The sequence below is a fragment of the Streptomyces sp. NPDC016562 genome, assembly GCF_043076955.1.
Classification (GTDB): Bacteria; Actinomycetota; Actinomycetes; order Streptomycetales; family Streptomycetaceae; genus Streptomyces.
Genome location: NZ_JBIBRZ010000004.1, coordinates 448,085 through 467,138 on the forward strand (window position 1 = coordinate 448,085; position 19,054 = coordinate 467,138).

The 19,054-nt window shown below is 68.3% G+C and carries 17 protein-coding genes and 1 tRNA gene; 8 read left to right on the forward strand and 10 right to left on the reverse strand.

Annotated features, from left to right (window positions below):
• Positions 1 to 64: 64 nt before the first annotated feature.
• The 10 genes from ACF059_RS20575 to dnaA all read right to left on the reverse strand — a co-directional run bounded on the left by ACF059_RS20575 (position 65) and on the right by dnaA (position 12,917).
• Positions 65 to 199: a DLW-39 family protein gene (locus tag ACF059_RS20575; RefSeq protein WP_208809277.1), complete on the reverse strand. Its 135-nt coding sequence runs from the start codon at positions 197 to 199 to the stop codon at positions 65 to 67.
• Between the two features lie 145 nt (positions 200 to 344).
• Positions 345 to 418: transfer RNA gene (locus tag ACF059_RS20580), tRNA-Ile, on the reverse strand.
• A 117-nt stretch (positions 419 to 535) separates the two neighbouring features.
• Complete coding sequence (locus ACF059_RS20585; RefSeq protein ID WP_392059123.1) at positions 536 to 1,072, reverse strand: DUF3566 domain-containing protein; 537 nt, start codon at positions 1,070 to 1,072, stop codon at positions 536 to 538.
• Positions 1,073 to 1,159: 87 nt separating this feature from the next.
• Complete coding sequence (gene gyrA, locus ACF059_RS20590) at positions 1,160 to 3,778, reverse strand: DNA gyrase subunit A (protein WP_366866094.1); 2,619 nt, start codon at positions 3,776 to 3,778, stop codon at positions 1,160 to 1,162.
• A gap of 43 nt (positions 3,779 to 3,821) precedes the next feature.
• Positions 3,822 to 5,843, reverse strand: coding sequence for a DNA topoisomerase (ATP-hydrolyzing) subunit B (gene gyrB / locus ACF059_RS20595; protein ID WP_392059552.1), 2,022 nt, complete (start codon positions 5,841 to 5,843; stop codon positions 3,822 to 3,824).
• Between the two features lie 391 nt (positions 5,844 to 6,234).
• Complete coding sequence (locus tag ACF059_RS20600) at positions 6,235 to 6,774, reverse strand: DUF721 domain-containing protein (RefSeq protein WP_366866095.1); 540 nt, start codon at positions 6,772 to 6,774, stop codon at positions 6,235 to 6,237.
• A complete protein-coding gene (gene recF, locus ACF059_RS20605) occupies positions 6,771 to 7,907 on the reverse strand; it encodes a DNA replication/repair protein RecF (RefSeq protein WP_361938827.1) in 1,137 nt (378 codons plus the stop codon). Before recF ends, ACF059_RS20600 begins: the two co-directional genes overlap by 4 nt.
• 65 nt (positions 7,908 to 7,972) lie before the next feature.
• A complete protein-coding gene (gene gnd / locus ACF059_RS20610; protein WP_392059127.1) occupies positions 7,973 to 8,848 on the reverse strand; it encodes a phosphogluconate dehydrogenase (NAD(+)-dependent, decarboxylating) in 876 nt (291 codons plus the stop codon).
• 232 nt (positions 8,849 to 9,080) lie between these two features.
• Positions 9,081 to 10,211, reverse strand: a complete 1,131-nt coding sequence (gene dnaN, locus ACF059_RS20615) for a DNA polymerase III subunit beta (protein WP_360897114.1) — start codon at positions 10,209 to 10,211, stop codon at positions 9,081 to 9,083.
• A 909-nt stretch (positions 10,212 to 11,120) separates the two neighbouring features.
• Positions 11,121 to 12,917 carry a chromosomal replication initiator protein DnaA gene (gene dnaA / locus ACF059_RS20620; RefSeq protein ID WP_392059130.1) on the reverse strand — a complete coding sequence of 599 codons (1,797 nt, stop codon included), beginning with the start codon at positions 12,915 to 12,917 and terminating at the stop codon, positions 11,121 to 11,123.
• Between the two features lie 356 nt (positions 12,918 to 13,273).
• Between dnaA and rpmH the strand changes: the two genes are divergently transcribed.
• The 8 genes from rpmH to ACF059_RS20660 all read left to right on the forward strand — a co-directional run bounded on the left by rpmH (position 13,274) and on the right by ACF059_RS20660 (position 19,019).
• Positions 13,274 to 13,411: a 50S ribosomal protein L34 gene (gene rpmH / locus ACF059_RS20625; protein WP_008741645.1), complete on the forward strand. Its 138-nt coding sequence runs from the start codon at positions 13,274 to 13,276 to the stop codon at positions 13,409 to 13,411.
• Positions 13,412 to 13,432: 21 nt separating this feature from the next.
• Complete coding sequence (gene rnpA / locus ACF059_RS20630; protein WP_078658317.1) at positions 13,433 to 13,807, forward strand: ribonuclease P protein component; 375 nt, start codon at positions 13,433 to 13,435, stop codon at positions 13,805 to 13,807.
• Positions 13,804 to 14,085, forward strand: coding sequence for a membrane protein insertion efficiency factor YidD (gene yidD, locus ACF059_RS20635; protein ID WP_076043740.1), 282 nt, complete (start codon positions 13,804 to 13,806; stop codon positions 14,083 to 14,085). Before rnpA ends, yidD begins: the two co-directional genes overlap by 4 nt.
• Before the next feature lie 3 nt (positions 14,086 to 14,088).
• On the forward strand, positions 14,089 to 15,195 hold the full coding sequence (gene yidC, locus ACF059_RS20640; RefSeq protein WP_361938816.1) for a membrane protein insertase YidC: 1,107 nt from the start codon (positions 14,089 to 14,091) through the stop codon (positions 15,193 to 15,195).
• A 15-nt stretch (positions 15,196 to 15,210) separates the two neighbouring features.
• Positions 15,211 to 15,723: a protein jag gene (locus tag ACF059_RS20645; protein ID WP_392059135.1), complete on the forward strand. Its 513-nt coding sequence runs from the start codon at positions 15,211 to 15,213 to the stop codon at positions 15,721 to 15,723.
• A 141-nt stretch (positions 15,724 to 15,864) separates the two neighbouring features.
• On the forward strand, positions 15,865 to 16,581 hold the full coding sequence (gene rsmG, locus ACF059_RS20650; RefSeq protein WP_360897101.1) for a 16S rRNA (guanine(527)-N(7))-methyltransferase RsmG: 717 nt from the start codon (positions 15,865 to 15,867) through the stop codon (positions 16,579 to 16,581).
• 264 nt (positions 16,582 to 16,845) lie between these two features.
• Positions 16,846 to 17,934: a ParA family protein gene (locus ACF059_RS20655; protein ID WP_366866098.1), complete on the forward strand. Its 1,089-nt coding sequence runs from the start codon at positions 16,846 to 16,848 to the stop codon at positions 17,932 to 17,934.
• Positions 17,931 to 19,019, forward strand: a complete 1,089-nt coding sequence (locus tag ACF059_RS20660) for a ParB/RepB/Spo0J family partition protein (protein ID WP_392059139.1) — start codon at positions 17,931 to 17,933, stop codon at positions 19,017 to 19,019. Before ACF059_RS20655 ends, ACF059_RS20660 begins: the two co-directional genes overlap by 4 nt.
• The last annotated feature ends 35 nt before the right edge of the window (positions 19,020 to 19,054 follow it).

Here is a 19,054-nt window from a genome sequence, read left to right on the forward strand (position 1 = left end):
CACAGAACAGCACAAAGCCCCGGCCGCAGCGGCAGCCGGGGCTCCGTGAGATCAACCTTGGGTCTCACACACCGGAACCAGAGGGCACGGAGTCAGTTGCCTCCGTCCACAGGTCCTGCTCGGCGCGGTCCGCCTGGATCTGGCGGTACACGAGGAGCCCGCCGATGGCGGCCAGTGCGACCAGGAGCAGCTTCTTCACCGCGCGACCTCGTCTTTCGTTGACGTAGGGGACTTCTGAAGCCCAACAATACACACGGACCGATACCGATCGGTGACCTGCCGGCCCTCCAACTGGCCCCACGACAAAGACCCCCAGGCCTGGGGCCTGGGGGTCTTCGACACTGTGGGGCTAACAGGATTTGAACCTGTGGCCTCATCCTTATCAGGGATGCGCTCTAACCAACTGAGCTATAGCCCCATCCGCGCTGCGCGCTGACTCCTGAAGATTAGCGCACAGAGCGGGTCCAGCCAAAATCCCCCGGGGCGGAGCCCCGAAGGCCGCTGCCCGCGGGTGTCCCCGCAGGTCAGTCAGCGGTCATTCGTCCTCGGCGAGCGTCAGCTCCACACCGCCGACGAAGCCCGCCGAGAGGTTGTAGATGAACGCGCCCAGCGTCGCCAGTGCGGTGGCCAGCACCACGTCGATCACCGCGATCACCGACGTGAAGATCAGGACCCGCGGCAGCGACAGGAACGACTGGAGGTCGAAGCCGTTGCTCTCGTTCGAGCCGGTCGCCTCACTGATCGTGCCGCCGACGGTCGAGAAGACGCCCATCGCGTCCATGACCATCCACAGCACCACCGCCGCCACGATCGTGCAGATGCCCAGCGCGATCGACAGCAGGAAGCTGACCTTCATCACCGACCACGGGTCGGCCTTGGCCACCCGCAGCCGCGCCTTGCGCGTCCTGGGGGCCGTACGGACCCCCGTACGCGGCACGCGCTGTCCGGCGCCGGCCCCGCCGCCCCGCGGCGCACCCGAGCCCGCGGGCGCCGCGTAGGCGTGCGGCGGCTGGTACGGCTGCTCTGCGGGTCCCGCACCGGCCTGCGGCTGCGGTCCTCGGGTGTCCGTCACGATGCCCCCTTGGGAGTCCGCGGCAGGGCCACGGGCACCGTCCTCTCCAGTCTTGGCCGGTCCGGCGCCCGTGGCTCCACTCACGACTTACTCCTCGTGCTCCCCGGCCGAAGGCTCAGTGCCCCCGGCGGCTGCCTCGGCGGCCTGTCCCTCGCCCGCCTCGGTCTCGTTCTCGTCGACCTCGACCTCATCAGCTTCCTGACCGGCCTCGGCGTTACGGGCGATACCCACCACGGCATCACGCTTGCCCAGGTTGATCAGCTGGACGCCCATGGTGTCACGGCCGGTCTCCCTGACTTCATTGACGCGCGTACGAATCACACCACCGCCGAGGGTGATGGCGAGAATCTCGTCCGTTTCGTCCACCACGAGCGCCCCTACGAGCGACCCGCGGTCCTCCACGATCTTCGCGGCCTTGATACCCAGACCACCACGACCCTGGACGCGGTACTCGTCGACCGGCGTCCGCTTGGCGTAGCCGCCGTCGGTCGCGGTGAAGACGAACGTACCGGGCCGGACCACGCTCATGGAGAGCAGTTCGTCTCCTTCGCGGAAACTCATGCCCTTCACACCCGAGGTCGCACGCCCCATCGGACGCAGCGCGTCGTCGGTCGCCGTGAAGCGGATCGACTGCGCCTTCTTGCTGATCAACAGCAGATCGTCCTCGGCGGACACCAGCTCGGCGCCGATCAGCTCGTCGTCGCTGCCGTCCTCCGTCTCGCGGAGGTTGATCGCGATGACACCACCCGATCGGGGCGAGTCGTAGTCCTTGAGCGCCGTCTTCTTCACCAGGCCGCCCTTGGTGGCCAGGATCAGGTACGGCGCCGCCTCGTAGTCGCGGATGGCGAGGATCTGCGCGATCTTCTCGTCCGGCTGGAAGGCCAGCAGGTTCGCCACGTGCTGCCCGCGCGCGTCGCGCCCGGCGTCCGGGAGCTCGTACGCCTTGGACCGGTAGACCCGGCCCTTGTTCGTGAAGAACAGCAGCCAGTGGTGCGTGGTGGAGACGAAGAAGTGGTCGACCAGGTCGTCCTGCTTCAGCTTCGTACCGCGCACGCCCTTGCCGCCGCGCTTCTGCGAGCGGTAGTCCTCGGTCTTGGTCCGCTTGACGTACCCGCCGTGCGTGATCGTGACGACGATGTCCTCTTCGGCGATCAGGTCCTCCATGGACATGTCGCCGTCGAAGGGCACCAGCTTGGAACGCCGGTCGTCGCCGAACTTCTCGACGATCGCCGCCAGTTCCTCGCTGACGATCTGACGCTGACGCTCCGGCGAGGCCAGGATCGCGTTGTACTCGTTGATCTTGGCCTGGAGCTCGTCGTGCTCGGCGACGATCTTCTGCCGCTCCAGCGCCGCCAGACGCCGCAGCTGCATCTCCAGGATCGCGTTCGCCTGGATCTCGTCGATCTCCAGCAGGCCCATCAGGCCCTCACGCGCGATCTCGACCGTGTTGCTGCGCCGGATCAGCGCGATGACCTCGTCGATCGCGTCCAGCGCCTTGAGCAGGCCGCGCAGGATGTGCGCGCGCTCCTCGGCCTTGCGCAGACGGAAGCGCGTGCGCCGGACGATGACCTCGATCTGGTGCGTCACCCAGTGGCGGATGAACGCGTCGATCGACAGGGTCCGCGGGACGCCGTCCACCAGCGCCAGCATGTTCGCGCCGAAGTTCGTCTGCAGATCGGTGTGCTTGTAGAGGTTGTTCAGCACGACCTTGGCGACCGCGTCCCGCTTCAGGACGATCACCAGGCGCTGGCCGGTCCGCGACGAGGTCTCGTCACGGACGTCGGCGATGCCGCCGACCTTGCCGTCCTTCACCAGGTCGGCGATCTTCTGCGCCAGGTTGTCGGGGTTGGTCTGGTACGGAAGCTCCGTGACCACCAGGCACTGGCGGTTCTGGATCTCCTCGACCTCCACCACCGCGCGCATCGTGATGGAGCCGCGACCGGTCCGGTACGCCTCCTCGATGCCCTTGCGGCCCACGACCAGGGCGCCCGACGGGAAGTCAGGGCCCTTGATCCGCTCGATGAGCGCGTCCTGGAGCTCCTCGTGCGAGGCCTCCGGGTGCTCCAGCGCCCACTGCGCACCGGCCGCGACCTCGCGCAGGTTGTGCGGCGGGATGTTCGTCGCCATACCGACCGCGATACCGGCACTGCCGTTGACCAGCAGGTTCGGGAAACGCGCCGGCAGGACCGTCGGCTCCTGGTTGCGGCCGTCGTAGTTGTCCTGGAAGTCGACGGTCTCCTCGTCGATGTCCCGGAGCATCTCCATGGCCTGCGGCATCAGCTTGCACTCGGTGTAGCGCATCGCGGCCGCCGGGTCGTTGCCCGGAGAACCGAAGTTGCCGTTGCTGTCCACCAGCGGCATGCGCATCGACCACGGCTGCGCCAGGCGGACCAGGGCGTCGTAGATCGAGCTGTCACCGTGCGGGTGGTAGGTGCCCATGACGTCACCGACGACGCGGGCGCACTTGTAGAAGCCCTTCTCGGGCCGGTAGCCACCGTCGTACATCGCGTACAGCACGCGGCGGTGCACCGGCTTGAGGCCGTCGCGCACGTCCGGCAGGGCGCGCGAGACGATGACGGACATCGCGTAGTCGAGGTAGGAGCGCTGCATCTCCGTCTCGAGCCCGACGGGCTCGATCCGCAGCACGGGCTGCTCCTCCGCGGCGTTCTCGGCGTTCTCGGCGGTGGGGGTGGTTTCGTCGGCCATTGCTGGTCAAGAGTCCTTTCAGGCGGCGGTCAGCGGAGCCGACTCAGATGTCGAGGAAGCGGACGTCCTTGGCGTTGCGCTGGATGAAGGAGCGCCGCGCCTCGACGTCCTCACCCATCAGCACCGAGAACAGGTCGTCGGCCTGCGCCGCGTCGTCGAGCGTGACCTGGCCGAGGACACGGTGGTCCACGTCCATGGTCGTGACGCGCAGCTCCTCGGCGTTCATCTCGCCCAGACCCTTGAAGCGCTGGATCGAGTCTTCCTTGATCCGCTTGCCGTTCTGCTTGCCCAGCTCCACCAGCGCGTCGCGCTCGCGGTCCGAGTACGCGTACTCGAAGTCGTCCCGGCCCCACTTGATCTTGTAGAGCGGCGGACGGGACAGGTACACGTGACCCGCCTCGACCAGCGGACGCATGAAGCGGAAGAGGAACGTCAGCAGCAGGGTGTTGATGTGCTGGCCGTCGACGTCGGCGTCCGCCATCAGGATGATCTTGTGATAGCGGAGCTTCTCGATGTCGAAGTCCTCGTGCACACCGGTACCGAAGGCACTGATCAGCGCCTGGACCTCGGTGTTCTGGAGGATCTTGTCGATACGGGCCTTCTCGACGTTCAGGATCTTGCCGCGGATCGGCAGGATGGCCTGGTACATCGGGTTGCGGCCGGACTTCGCGGAACCACCGGCCGAGTCACCCTCGACGATGAAGATCTCGCACTTCGTCGGGTCGTTCGACTGGCAGTCGGACAGCTTGCCCGGCAGCGAGGCCGACTCCAGCAGACCCTTGCGACGGGTCAGGTCACGGGCCTTGCGGGCCGCGACGCGCGCCGTGGCCGCCTGGATCGACTTGCGGATGATGTCCGCGGCCTCGACCGGGTTGCGGTCGAACCAGTCGTTCAGGTGCTCGTGCACGACCTTCTGCACGAAGGTCTTCGCCTCCGTGTTGCCCAGCTTGGTCTTCGTCTGGCCCTCGAACTGCGGCTCGCCCAGCTTGATCGAGATGATCGCCGTCAGACCCTCGCGGATGTCCTCGCCGGCGAGGTTGTCGTCCTTCTCGCGCAGCAGCTTCTTCTCGCGCGCGTACCGGTTGACCAGACCCGTCAGAGCCGCACGGAAGCCCTCCTCGTGCGTACCGCCCTCATGCGTGTGGATCGTGTTCGCGAAGGAGTAGACACCCTCCGTGTACTGCGAATTCCACTGCATCGCGATCTCGACCGAGAGCATCCGCTCCTTGTCCTCGGCCTCGACGTCGATGACGGTCGGGTGGATCATCTCGCCCTTGCGCGAGTTGAGGTACTTCACGAAGTCGACGATGCCGCCCTCGTAGTGGTACTTCACCGTGCGCGCCGTGGGCTCGACCGCGTCCGCCTCCGGGTCGTCCGCGCCCACGGTGGCCTTCGCCGACTCGCGCTCGTCCGTCAGCGTCAGGGTCAGGCCCTTGTTCAGGAAGGCCATCTCCTGGAAGCGCCGCGACAGCGTCTCGAAGGAGTAGTCGGTCGTCTCGAAGACGTCCGGGTCGGCCCAGAACGTCACCGACGTGCCGTGCTCGTCGGTCTCCTCGTTCCTGGCCAGCGGAGCCGTCGGCACGCCCAGCTTGTAGTCCTGGGTCCAGCGGTAGCCGTCCGTCTTGACCTCGACCGCGACCTTGGTCGACAGCGCGTTCACGACGGACACACCCACGCCGTGCAGACCGCCGGAGACCGCGTAGCCGCCGCCGCCGAACTTGCCACCCGCGTGCAGGACGGTCAGCACGACCTCGACGGCCGGCTTGCCCTCGGACGGCACGATGCCGACCGGGATGCCACGGCCGTTGTCGACGACGCGCACGCCACCGTCGGCCAGGATCGTGACGTCGATCCTGTCCGCGTGACCGGCCATCGCCTCGTCGACGGAGTTGTCGACGACTTCCTGGACCAGGTGGTGCAGGCCGCGCTCGCCGGTCGAGCCGATGTACATGCCTGGCCGCTTGCGGACCGCGTCCAGGCCCTCAAGGACCTGGATCGCACTGGCGTCGTAATTCTTCTCGTTGGAGTCGCCGGAATCGGCCACGAAGCGCCCTCTCTGGCACAGCGCAGCCCGTACTCCGGACCAGCCAGTGCGCCGGAGGAGCGGCCGCGTCGATCTGCGTTGTCTGCGTAATCCCGCAACGGGCGGGATTTGCTTCAGTCTACCGGTACCACGGACATGAATGGGGGTTTGCCGGTACCTGAGTCCTCATGTGCCGCCCTGAACCTCCTCTCTCCGACTCCCCACATCCGGGAAGGGGCTCAAAGAGGCTCACACGGGCATCCAGCGCTTCGGCCTGTCAACCTCCCACTACCGTGAGGGACACCACCCGAACCGGGCACCACACCCGTCCCGCCGACGACGTTCGCAGCGCAGGGCTCAGCCGCGGAGCCCCGGTCCCGCGGCCCCGCCACACGCTCCGGGCGCCCGGCTCCCGGCCCCCGCTCGGCGCGAGCTAGCCGTACGTGTCCCCCGGACCCGTACTGCCCGGCGCCCGCCACGGCCCGTACCCCTTCGGCCGCCCGCCCCCCGGCCCCCGCACCTGGATCATCCGCACCGTGCCCTGCCCCAGATCCGCGTTCAGCCGGGCCACCAGCTGCGGAGCCAGCAGCTTCAGCTGCGCCGCCCACGCCGAGGAATCACACCGCACGACCAGTTCACGGTCCTCGTACCGCTCCGGTTCACAGTGCGCCGCGATCTCCGGCCCCACGATCTGCGGCCAGCGCTCCATCACACCCGCCACCGCCATCGGCATCTCCCAGCCGCGCTCCGTACGCAACCGGTCCAGCGCCGCCATCAACGGCATCGGATCGCGCCCGTCCGCCCGCGCCCCCGACCGCAGCCCCGGACCCTGCTGACGCTTCTTCCCGCCCGCCGCGTTGCCCCGCGCCCGCGCCTGCTCCCGCGCCGCCGCCAGCGCCTGCCGCGCCAGATCCACCCCGGAGGCCTCCGGGACCTTGCGGCCCTCCTGCGGGCCCTCGCCCTGCTCGCTCACCACCGCGTCACCTCACCACCGGACACCGCGTACCGCGTCCCCACCAGCACCCCCGGGACGTCGTCGTCCACCGCCGCCGTCACCAGCACCTGCTCACCCGGCGCCACCAGCTCCGCCAGCCGCTCCCTGCGCCGCGCGTCCAGCTCCGCGAACACGTCGTCCAGGATCAGCACCGGCTCACTGCCCTCCGAACGCAGCAGCTCGTACGACGCCAGCCGCAGCGCCAGCGCGTACGACCACGACTCCCCGTGACTGGCGTACCCCTTCGCCGGCAGCTCCCCCAGCCGCAGCACCACGTCGTCGCGGTGCGGCCCCACCAGGGTCACCCCGCGATCGATCTCCTGCTTGCGCACCTCGGCCAGCGCCGCCAGCAACGCCTCGTAGAGCGCCTCCCGCGTCCGCGCCGCACCCCGGTCCACCGCCTCGCCCGCGGAGGACTTGTACGCCAGCCCCAGCGGGCCACCCCCGGGCGCCAGCTGCTCGTACGCCTTGTCCGCCAGCGGCAGCAGCGTCGCGATCAGGTCCAGCCGCTGCGCCAGCAGCTCCGCGCCCGCGCGCGCGAGGTGCTGGTCCCACACGTCGAGGGTGGACAGGTCCATCGAGCGACCGCCGTGCCGACGCGCCATCGCCGCCGACTTCAGAAGCGTGTTGCGCTGCTTCAGCACCCGCTCGTAGTCGGAGCGGACCGCCGCCATCCGCGGGGAGCGCGCCGTCACCAGCTCGTCCAGGAACCGCCGCCGCTCCCCCGGATCACCCTTCACCAGGGCCAGGTCCTCCGGCGCGAACAGCACCGTCCGTACGATCCCCAGCACGTCCCGCGGCCTGACCTGCGAGGACCGGTTGATCCGGGCCCGGTTCGCCCGCCCCGGATTCAGCTCCAGCTCCACCAGCTGCTGCCGCTCGCCCTGGGTCACGGCCGCGCGGATGACCGCCCGCTCGGCACCCATGCGCACGAGCGGGGCGTCCGAGGACACCCGGTGACTGCCCAGGGTCGCCAGGTAGCCGATCGCCTCGACGAGGTTGGTCTTCCCCTGGCCGTTGGGGCCCACGAAAGCCGTGACGCCCGGGTCGAGGGGAACCTCGGCCCGGGCGTACGAGCGGAAGTCGGCCAATGAGAGATGCGAAACATGCATACGGCGCCGACCTCCCCCGGCTTCCAACTGCTCGCTGTGGTGCTGTTACTGCTCGACTGCTTCGACTACTTCTTCTCGACCGCGTGGCCGCCGAACTGATTGCGCAGCGCGGCGATCATCTTCATCTGCGGGGAGTCGTCCTGGCGCGAGGCGAACCGCGCGAACAGCGACGCGGTGATCGCGGGCAGCGGCACGGCGTTGTCGATCGCCGCCTCCACCGTCCAGCGGCCCTCGCCCGAGTCCTGCGCGAAGCCGCGCAGCTGCTCCAGGTGCTCGTCCTCGTCGAGGGCGTTCACCGCCAGGTCCAGCAGCCAGGAACGGATGACCGTCCCCTCCTGCCAGGAGCGGAACACCTCGCGGACGTCGGTGACCGAGTCCACCTTCTCCAGGAGCTCCCAGCCCTCGGCGTAGGCCTGCATCATGGCGTACTCGATGCCGTTGTGGACCATCTTCGCGAAGTGGCCCGCACCGACCTTGCCGGCGTGCACGGCGCCGAAATCGCCCTCCGGCTTGAGCGCGTCGAAGACCGGCTGGACCCGGGCGACGTCCTCCGCGGCGCCGCCGTACATGAGCGCGTAGCCGTTCTCCAGGCCCCACACGCCACCGGAGACACCGCAGTCGACGAAGCCGATGCCCTTGGCCGCCAGCTCCTCGGCGTGCTTCTCGTCGTCGGTCCAGCGCGAGTTCCCGCCGTCGACGACGATGTCACCGGGCGACAGCAGCTCACCGAGCTCGTCGACGGTGGACTGGGTCGCCGCACCGGCCGGGACCATGACCCACACCACGCGGGGGGACTGCAGGCTGTCCACAAGTTCCTGCAGGCTGTGGACGTCCGCGAGGTCCGGGTTGCGGTCGTATCCGATGACGGTGTGGCCTGCGCGGCGAATGCGCTCGCGCATGTTGCCGCCCATCTTGCCGAGACCGACGAGACCAAGCTCCATCAGATGGTTCCTTAAGCGTTGTGGCCGTCTTTGCCGGGGCTCCCCGGGCCCTGTCCTCCAGGACGCACCGGGCGTCGCCCACCGGATCCGAGCCTACGCCGGGCCGTGGCGCCGAGCCCCACGGGCGCTCCACAGCGCTGTGGACGGCCGTGGAGACTGTGGACAGGCTGTGGACGACGCCGGGCCCGGCCCCGCAGCGTGCGAGACCGGGCCCGACGTCGAGGAGCGCGCGTCAGCCGGAGAGGCGCACCGGCATGATCAGGTACTTGTAGCTCTCGTCCGCCTCCGCGTCGAGGGCCGGGCGGCCGCTCAGCAGCGCGGGCTTGGTGGACGTGGTGAAGCTCAGCTGGGCCACCGGGGAGGCGATCGCGCTCAGGCCGTCCAGCAGGAAGGTCGGGTTGAAGGCGATCGAGATGTCGTCGCCGTCGAGCTGGGCGTCGACCCTCTCCACAGCCTGTGCGTCGTCGGACGAGCCGGCCTCGAGGATGAGCACGCCCTGCTCGAAGCTCAGCCGGACCGGGGTGTTGCGCTCGGCCACCAGGGCCACGCGCTTGACGGCCTCGACGAACGGCGCGGTCTCGATCACGGCGACGGAGTTGAACTCGGTCGGGAACAGCGTCCGGTACTTGGGCAGGTCGCCCTCCAGCAGCCGGGTGGTGGTGCGGCGGCCGGCGCCCTCGAAACCGATCAGACCTTCGCCCGCTCCGGAGCCGGACAGCGCCAGGGTCACGGTGTCACCGCTGGTCAGAGAGTTGGCGATCTCCTGGAGCGTCTTGGCGGGCACCAGGGCCACGGCCGACGCGTCCGGGTTCTCCGGCTTCCACAGGAACTCGCGGACGGCGAAGCGGTAGCGGTCGGTGGAGGCCAGGGTGACGCGGTCGCCCTCGATCTCGATGCGGACGCCGGTCAGCACGGGCAGCGTGTCGTCGCGGCCGGCGGCGGTGGCCACCTGCTTGGCGGCGGAGGCGAAGACCTCGCCGGGCACGGTGCCGGTGGCGGTCGGCATCTGCGGCAGCGCGGGGTATTCCTCCACAGGCAGGGTGTGGAGGGTGAAGCGGGAGGAGCCACAGACCACCGTCGCCCGTACACCGTCTGTGGAAATCTCCACCGGGCGGTTGGGCAGGGCGCGGCAGATGTCGGCGAGCAGCCGGCCGGAGACCAGGACGGTGCCGTCCTCCTCGACGTCCGCCTCGACGGAGACGCGGGCCGAGACCTCGTAGTCGAAGCCGGAGAGGCTCAGCGTGCCGTCCTCGGCCTTGAGCAGCAGGCCCGCGAGAACGGGCACCGGCGGCCGGGCCGGGAGGCTACGGGCAGCCCAGGCCACCGCCTCCGCGAGTACGTCGCGCTCCACCCGGATCTTCACCGGAACCGCCTCCTGCTGTTGCTCGCTCGTCTGCCGGCCTTCGTCGTCGGCTCGTCGATGCCTCGACCGATGCCGGGGACCAGTCTGACGTACGGCGCCGACAGTCGGTGCGGCTGGCGGTCAAGTCGGGAGCGAGGCGCCGGGGCGGCCGATCGACGAGTTGTGCACAGGCCCTGCTTGAAAACCGAAACCGGGCTCACTCTCTATGGGGGTAGTAGTAGGGCCTGTGGAAACGGTGGATAACCCCGTTCTCGCAGGTCAACCCCGGTTTTTTATCCACCGACCCTGTGGGTGACACCGGTGGACAACACGGTGTCCCTGTGGAGAACGAAAAGTTCTGCACAGGCTGTCCCCAGGGGAGCCCGATTACTCCACAGGTGTGTCCCCAGCTTTCCCCCAGTACTCCACAACCCAAACGTCTACATCCGTGTGACCGCTTTCACTCCGGACGGTGAGAGGGGGTGGCGCATTGCCGAACAGTGGACAACGGTGTGGAGAAGTCCTCGGATCCTGTGCACAGGATGCGGGAACCTGTGGGGTAGCGGTGGACAACGGCGTGGACAGAGGTGTGGACGAAAAAGTTGTCCACAGCCTGTGGACGACGTTTGTGCACACATCCACAGGCCATTGACCTGCCCTGATGGTGCCTCAACCGGCAGGCCTGTGGACAGATTGTGGGCAACGGATCCCGTCCCCAGGCTGTGGAGGAAAGAAAGTCCGGGAATCTGTGGAGAAGTTGCTCCTCAGGGGGCGTATTCGAACAGGTCAGGGGCGCGCGCACGAAGAAGGGCGCCCCCGTAGTGACCCGGGAGCGCCCTCTCGACGCGTGTGCAGGTGCCCTGGCGCGGCCTCAGATGAGGTCGTCAGGGGGCGGATTGGCCGCTTGGGAGCCGCCGGCCGACGGTGTGCTCAGCCGTTCTTGATGCGGTTGGTGAGCTCCGTGACCTGGTTGTAGATGGAGCGCCGTTCGGCCATGAGGGCCCGGATCTTGCGGTCGGCGTGCATCACGGTGGTGTGGTCGCGGCCGCCGAACTGCGCCCCGATCTTGGGCAGGGACAGGTCGGTGAGCTCCCGGCAGAGGTACATGGCGATCTGCCGGGCGGTGACCAGGACCCGGCTGCGCGAGGAGCCGCACAGGTCGTCCACGGTCAGGCCGAAGTAGTCGGCGGTGGCCGCCATGATGTCCGTGGCGGTGATCTCGGGCGCGCTGTCCTCGCCGCCGGGGATCAGGTTCTTCAGGACGTCCTCGGTGAGGCCCAGGTCGACCGGCTGCCGGTTGAGGCTCGCGAAGGCCGTGACCCGGATCAGCGCCCCCTCCAGCTCGCGGATGTTGCGCGAGATGCGGGAGGCGATGAACTCCAGTACCTCCGGAGGGGCGTTGAGCTGCTCCTGGACGGCCTTCTTGCGCAGGATCGCGATACGGGTCTCCAGCTCGGGCGGCTGGACGTCGGTGATCAGGCCCCACTCGAAGCGGTTGCGGAGCCGGTCCTCCAGGGTGACGAGCTGCTTGGGCGGCCGGTCGGAGGACAGGACGATCTGCTTGTTGGCGTTGTGGAGCGTGTTGAAGGTGTGGAAGAACTCCTCCTGCGTCGACTCCTTGCTCGCGAGGAACTGGATGTCGTCGACGAGCAGGATGTCCATCTCGCGGTACCGCTTGCGGAAGGCGTCGCCCTTGCCGTCGCGGATCGAGTTGATGAACTCGTTGGTGAACTCCTCCGAACTCACGTACCGCACGCGGGTGCCCGGGTACAGGCTGCGCGCGTAGTGCCCGATGGCGTGCAGCAGGTGCGTCTTGCCCAGGCCCGACTCCCCATAGATGAAGAGGGGGTTGTAGGCCTTCGCGGGCGCTTCGGCGACGGCCACCGCGGCGGCGTGCGCGAAGCGGTTGGAGGCGCCGATGACGAAGGTGTCGAAGAGGTACTTGGGGTTCAGCCGGGCGGTGGGCTCCAGCGGGCCCGAGGAGGAGCCGCCCGAGGGGGCCGGCGCCGCGGTGGGCCGGCCGGGGGCCTGGCGGGAGGCCGGCTGCTCGTACTGCTGCTGGTCGTACTTTTGCTGCTCGTATTTCTGCTGCTCGTACTGATGTGACTGGTGTTGCTGCTGGGACTCGTACGGGGACTGCTCGTACTGCTGCTGCTCGTAGGAGCCCTGGTCGTAGTTCGACGGCTCGGACTGCTGGAGGTAGCCCGGCTGCGGGGAGGCGTACGGGTCGCGCTCGGGGAAGCCGCCGAGGCGCGGCTGCTGCCAGCCGTAGTCGTCCTGCTGGCCGCCGCGGGGCCAGGCGCCGGGCTCGGGGCGCGGCTGCTGGTAGTCCGGGTAGGCGGGGCGGGCGGTGGGGAGCTGGTCGTCGGAGGAGCCGGCGCCGGAGCGCTGGCCGCCGTACGAGTCGTACCCGCCGGCCTGGCCGGTCTGCGGGGAGGAGGGCGCGGGTTCGCCGGCGGAGTCGTCCACGGTGATGGCGATCCGGATGGGGCGTCCGCATTCCCGGCTGAGGGCGTCGCTGATGAGGGGGGCGAGGCGGCCTTCGAGGACGCGCTTCCCCCATTCATTGGGGACGGCGAGCAAGGCGGTGTCGGCGACGAGGGCCAGGGGCTGGCACCGCTCGACCCACTGCTTGTCCTTGGGCTCGATGCCCGGCTGTCCTTCCCCGAGGAGCTTTTCGAGCACCCTTGGCCACACTGCGGCAAGATCGGCAGGTACGTCAGCCACAGAGCACGCTCTCTCACAGGGGGTCCCACGAATGTGTGGTTCTTTGGGACGGTCGGGACAAAAAATCCGGGGTCAGGCAACGGTAGTCAGGCCAGCGGGTACGGTTCAAGTCGTTGTCCACAGCCTGTGCACAGTGTGGGGCCTCGTCGGCTCGGTTTGACCGGATGGCGTAGCCGCGCGTACCGTAACGAGGTCGAGTTGTCGATGGCTGCTGCCGCCTGCCTACCGATGGGCGAAGGTCACTGTTAGTGATCCGTTAGCGGTGCCACTCGGGCGAACACGCGAGTTTCCTCGTGGGCGCACGGTGACAGCCAGGCGATGTCCCGCCACAACGATTCATTCTCTGGAGCCCCCGAGTGAGCAAGCGCACCTTCCAGCCGAACAACCGCCGTCGTGCCAAGACCCACGGCTTCCGCCTGCGGATGCGTACCCGTGCCGGTCGCGCGATCCTCGCGAACCGTCGTGGCAAGGGCCGCGCCGCCCTTTCCGCGTAACCACACGCAGGTCGTGACGTCGTGCTGTCTCCCGAGAATCGGCTGAGGCGGCGCGAGGACTTCGCGAGCGCGGTACGTCGAGGGCGTCGGGCCGGTCGCCCGCTCCTCGTCGTCCATCTACGTACAAGCGGTGCAACGGACCCGCACGAGTCGGGGGAGATCGATCCCTCGTCGCGTGCGGGTTTCGTCGTCAGCAAGGCTGTCGGCAATGCCGTCATACGTAACCGGGTGAAGCGCCGTCTGCGCCATCTGGTCCGGGAGCGGCTGTCCCAGCTGCCCGCCGGTAGCCTGGTGGTGGTACGTGCGTTGCCCGGAGCGGGTGATGCCGGCCCTGACGAACTCGCCCGGGACCTGGATGCCGCTCTGGCGCGGCTTCTGGGAGGCGTGGCTCGATGAAGTACCCGCTGCTCGCTTTGATCAAGCTGTACCAGTGGACGATCAGTCCGCTGCTCGGCCCGGTGTGCCGGTACTACCCGTCGTGTTCGCACTACGGGTACACCGCCATCGACCGGCATGGTGCGGTGAAGGGGACGGCCCTGACCGCCTGGCGGATCCTGCGGTGCAATCCGTGGTCCCCGGGTGGTGTGGACCATGTCCCACCTCGTAAACGCCCGCGTTGGCACGAGCAGCTGCGCAGTGCGTTGCGTAGATCTCGCAATGCTCAAGGAGCCTGATTAGTGGACACGATCGCCAGTATTTTCAGCTTTATCACCACACCCGTTTCGTGGATCATCGTCCAGTTCCACAAGCTGTACGGCGCGATCTTCGGTGCGGACAGTGGGTGGGCCTGGGGCCTGTCCATCGTGTCCCTGGTGATCTTGATCCGTATCTGTCTGATCCCGCTCTTCGTGAAGCAGATCAAGGCGACGCGGGGCATGCAGGCGCTCCAGCCGAAGATGAAGGCGATCCAGGAGCGCTACAAGAACGACAAGCAGCGTCAGTCCGAAGAGATGATGAAGCTGTACAAGGAGACGGGTACCAACCCGCTCGCCTCGTGCCTTCCCATCCTGGCGCAGTCCCCGTTCTTCTTCGCGCTCTACCACGTGCTCGCGAGCATCGCCAACGGCGACAAGATCGGCTACATCGACGGTCCGCTCCTGGACAGCGCGCGTGAGGCCCACATCTTCGGTGCCCCGCTGGCCGCCAAGTTCATGGACGGCTCAGACAAGGTCGCCGCTCTGGGCGCTTCGATCACCGACGTGCGGATCGTCACCGCCGTCATGATCGTCCTGATGTCGCTGTCGCAGTTCTACACCCAGCGTCAGCTGATGCAGAAGAACGTGGACCTGTCGGTCAAGACGCCGTTCATGCAGCAGCAGAAGATGCTGATGTACATCTTCCCGCTGATCTTCGCGGGCATGGGCATCAACTTCCCCGTCGGTGTTCTCGTCTACTGGCTGACCACCAACGTGTGGACCATGGGCCAGCAGATGTACGTGATCAACCAGAACCCGACGCCGGGCAGCAAGGCGCAGGACCAGTACCTCACCCGCCTGCTGAAGCACATCAGCTCGCACGGCGACGTGAAGGGCCGGAGCAAGAAGAAGACCGTCGCGGCGATCGTGGCCAAGGGCCCGGACCGCAACGACAACGAGCGCAAGTTCATCACGGCGCTGACGAAGCAGGGCCTCGCCGCCCAGCCGGACGGTTCCGTGACCAAGAGTTCCGAGGCCACGGCCGACTCGGATGCGGCGAGCGGCGGTGGCGCCGTGAAGCGGCAGCAGCCGAAGCGGCAGTCGAAGTCGCAGCGCCAGACGCCCAGCAAGCCCTCTCCCAAGAAGTAAGAAGGAGTCCCTCCCGTGACGGAAGGCACCACCACCGCCGCCGCTGAGAGTGGCGACACCCTGACCCGCCTGGAGCAGGAGGGTGAGATCGCGGCCGACTACCTCGAGGGTCTGCTGGACATCGCCGACCTGGACGGCGACATCGACATGGACGTCGAGGCCGACCGGGCCGCGGTGTCGATCGTCAGTGACTCCGCCAGTCGTGACCTGAACAAGCTCGTGGGCCGTGACGGTGAGGTCCTGGAGGCTCTGCAGGAGCTGACGCGCCTCGCCGTGCACCGGGAGACCGGGGACCGCAGCCGCCTGATGCTGGACATCGCCGGGTTCCGCGCGAAGAAGCGCGAGGAGCTGGCGGTGCTGGGCGCCAAGGCGGCGGCGGACGTGAAGGCGTCCGGGGAGCCGCTGAAGCTGGCTCCGATGACGCCGTTCGAGCGGAAGGTCGTCCACGACGCCGTGGCGGCCGCCGGCCTGCGCAGCGAGTCGGAGGGCGAGGAGCCGCAGCGCTTCGTCGTTGTGCTCCCGGCCTGATCGGTAGGGAAAAGTGTTCGGCCCCGTCTGTGTCGCAGGCGGGGCCGATGTTTGTCAGCCTGGCATGTGAACGACGCGGCATGACGCGGCATCGTGAAGACGTGGTTTTTCAGAACCATGCGGTACGGAAGGACGGTCCCCGTGACGGAGGCAGCTGAGCTTCCCCCGGCGCCTGAAGAGGCGCGCGCGGTGTTCGGTGAGTTTTTCCCGGAAGCTGTGCGGTATGCGGAGCTGCTGGCGGACGCGGGTGTCAAGCGGGGCCTGATCGGGCCGCGTGAGGTCCCGCGGCTGTGGGAGCGGCACCTGCTGAACTGCGCTGTGCTGTCGGAGGTGGTGCCCCAGGGCGTCACCGTGTGCGATGTGGGTTCGGGTGCGGGTCTGCCCGGTATCCCGTTGGCGTTGGTGCGCCGTGATCTCAAGATCACGCTGCTTGAGCCGCTGCTACGGCGGACGACCTTCCTTCAGGAGGCCGTGGAGCTGCTGGGCCTGGACCACGTGACGGTGATGCGTGGGCGGGCCGAGGAGGTCCTGGGCAAGTTGCAGCCGGTGCATGTGGTGACCGCGCGTGCGGTGGCTCCGCTGGACCGGCTGGCCGGCTGGGGCGTTCCCCTGCTGCGTCCCTACGGGGAGATGCTGGCGCTGAAGGGCGACACGGCCGACGAGGAGCTGGTGTCGGCGAAGACGGCGCTGGCCAAGCTGGGTGTGGTGAAGACCTCTGTGCTGCACGTGGGCGAGGGTCTGGTGGATCCGCTGTCGACGGTGGTGCGGGTCGAGGTCGGGGAGAGCCCCGGTGGGGTGAGGTTCGCGGCCAAGCGGGCTAAGGCGGCCCGGGTGGGGCGTACGCGTCGGCGCCGCTGACTCCCCTGATCTGGGGGTCCAGGCGGAGATTTCGTCCGTGTTGGGCTCTATAGGTATGGATTTCGGAGTGTCGTAGCGGGCTGAAGACTCCGTCCGGGCATCGTGTTTCACGTGAAACGTCGCTCTCTGCTGCACGGAATCATCAGCCGCGGTCGTGCGGCTGCCTCCCCCCGCCCCCGCAAGGACGGAAGGGGGACGGAGTTGTCCACAATGGTGGATTCATCCACAGGAGTACGGGCCCCGCTGGTTCGCGACCCGGGTGGCATGGCAGGCTCTGCTCATCGCGAGCCTGATGTCGAGGAGAGTGACACCGTGCGGTCCGACGCCAACCTCGCGGGGCCGATGGCCGATCCGGTCCCCGGTCCCCGCTCTGAATCGGCGGGCGGCGATGTTTCACGTGAAACATCGCCTCCGCCCCTTGTAGACAACGACACCCCCATCGGCCGAGCCGCCCAGCTGGCCGTGGAGGCGCTGGGGCGTGCCGGTGAGGGCCTGCCCCGGCCGGAGCAGACCCGGATCATCGTGGTGGCCAACCAGAAGGGCGGCGTGGGCAAGACCACGACGACCGTGAATCTGGCGGCCTCGCTGGCCCTGCACGGAGCGCGCGTCCTGGTGGTCGACCTCGACCCGCAGGGCAACGCGTCCACGGCGTTGGGCATCGACCACCACGCGGACGTGCCGTCGATCTATGACGTGCTCGTCGACAGCCGGCCCCTGATGGAGGTCGTCCAGCCGGTGGTGGACGTGGAGGGGCTCTTCTGCGCTCCGGCCACGATCGATCTGGCAGGTGCGGAGATCGAGCTGGTGTCGCTCGTGGCGCGGGAGAGCCGCCTGCAGCGGGCGATCCAGGCGTACGAGCAGCCTCTGGACTACATCCTGATCGACTGCCCGCCGTCGCTGGGACTGCTGACGGTGAACGCGCTGGTGGCCGGCGCGGAGGTGCTGATCCCGATCCAGTGCGAGTACTACGCGCTGGAGGGGCTGGGTCAGCTGCTGCGCAATGTCGATCTGGTGCGGGCCCACCTCAATCCGACGCTCCACGTGTCGACCATCCTGCTGACGATGTACGACGGCAGGACCCGGCTGGCCTCGCAGGTGGCGGAGGAGGTGCGCACCCACTTCGGCAAGGAGGTGCTGCGCACGAGCATCCCGCGGTCGGTGCGCATTTCCGAGGCGCCGAGCTACGGGCAGACGGTGCTGACCTACGACCCGGGTTCCAGTGGTTCCCTCTCCTATCTGGAGGCGGCGCGGGAGATCGCGTTCCGTGGGGTCGGTATGCAGTACGACGCCCAGCAGGCCCATCTGGGCGCGGGCATGAACAGCACGCAGAGTGTGGCGGAGGGGATCCAGTGAGTGAGCGACGTAGAGGTCTGGGACGGGGGCTCGGTGCGCTGATCCCCGCGGCTCCGCAGGAGAAGACTCCGCCGGTGATCGGTACCGGGTCGGCGTCTCCGTCGGCGGTGCCCGTCATGACGTCGGAGCGGGGGATCGCGGCGGCCAAGCTCGCCGCGTTGGCGCAGGCGGATGTTTCACGTGAAACATCGCTCGCGGTGGTCCCGGTGAGTGAGCCGGAGCCGGTGGACGAGGTCAATACGGTGGCGGGGGCGACGTTCGCGGAGCTTCCGATGGACGCGATCACGCCGAACCCGCGGCAGCCGCGCGAGGTGTTCGACGAGGACGCTCTGGCCGAGCTGGTGACCTCCATCCAGGAGGTGGGTCTGCTCCAGCCGGTGGTGGTGCGGCAGTCGGCTCCCGGTCGCTACGAGCTGATCATGGGTGAGCGGCGGTGGCGTGCGTGCCGCGAGGCCGGGCTGGAGGCCATTCCGGCGATCATCCGGGCGACGGACGACGAGAAGCTGCTGCTGGACGCGCTGCTGGAGAATCTGCACCGGGCTCAGCTGAATCCGCTGGAGGAGGCTGCGGCGTACGACCAGCTGCTGCGGGACTTCAGTTGCACGCATGACCAGCTCGCGGACCGGATCGGGCGTTCGCGTCCGCAGGTGTCGAACACGCTGCGGCTCTTGAAGCTGTCGCCGCCGGTGCAGCGGCGGGTGGCCGCGGGTGTGCTGTCGGCGGGGCACGCGCGGGCGCTGCTCTCGGTGGAGGACTCCGAGGAGCAGGACCGGCTGGCGCACCGGATCGTGGCCGAGGGATTGTCGGTGCGTGCGGTCGAGGAAATCGTGACGCTGATGGCGTCGGAGCCTTCGAGCACGGTGAAGCCGAAGGGTCCGCGGGCGGGTGCCCGGGTGGCTCCGGCGCTCAGTGAGCTGGCGACGCGGCTGTCGGACCGGTTCGAGACGCGGGTGAAGGTGGATCTGGGCCAGAAGAAGGGCAAGATCACCGTCGAGTTCGCGTCGATGGAGGATCTGGAGCGGATTCTGGGGACGCTGGCGCCGGGCGAGGGCCGGGTGCTGGAGCAGGGTCTTGCCGGGGAGTGATCCCGGGCCGCCGAGGGGCGGATCGTATCGGTGCG

Coding starts and splice junctions, on each gene's coding strand:
- gyrA (WP_366866094.1), bottom strand. CDS start 3,778: ATGGCCGACGAAACCACCCCCACCGCCGAGAACGCCGAGAACGCCGCG.
- recF (WP_361938827.1), bottom strand. CDS start 7,907: ATGCATGTTTCGCATCTCTCATTGGCCGACTTCCGCTCGTACGCCCGG.
- gnd (WP_392059127.1), bottom strand. CDS start 8,848: ATGGAGCTTGGTCTCGTCGGTCTCGGCAAGATGGGCGGCAACATGCGC.
- yidD (WP_076043740.1), top strand. CDS start 13,804: ATGAAGTACCCGCTGCTCGCTTTGATCAAGCTGTACCAGTGGACGATC.
- ACF059_RS20655 (WP_366866098.1), top strand. CDS start 16,846: ATGGCAGGCTCTGCTCATCGCGAGCCTGATGTCGAGGAGAGTGACACC.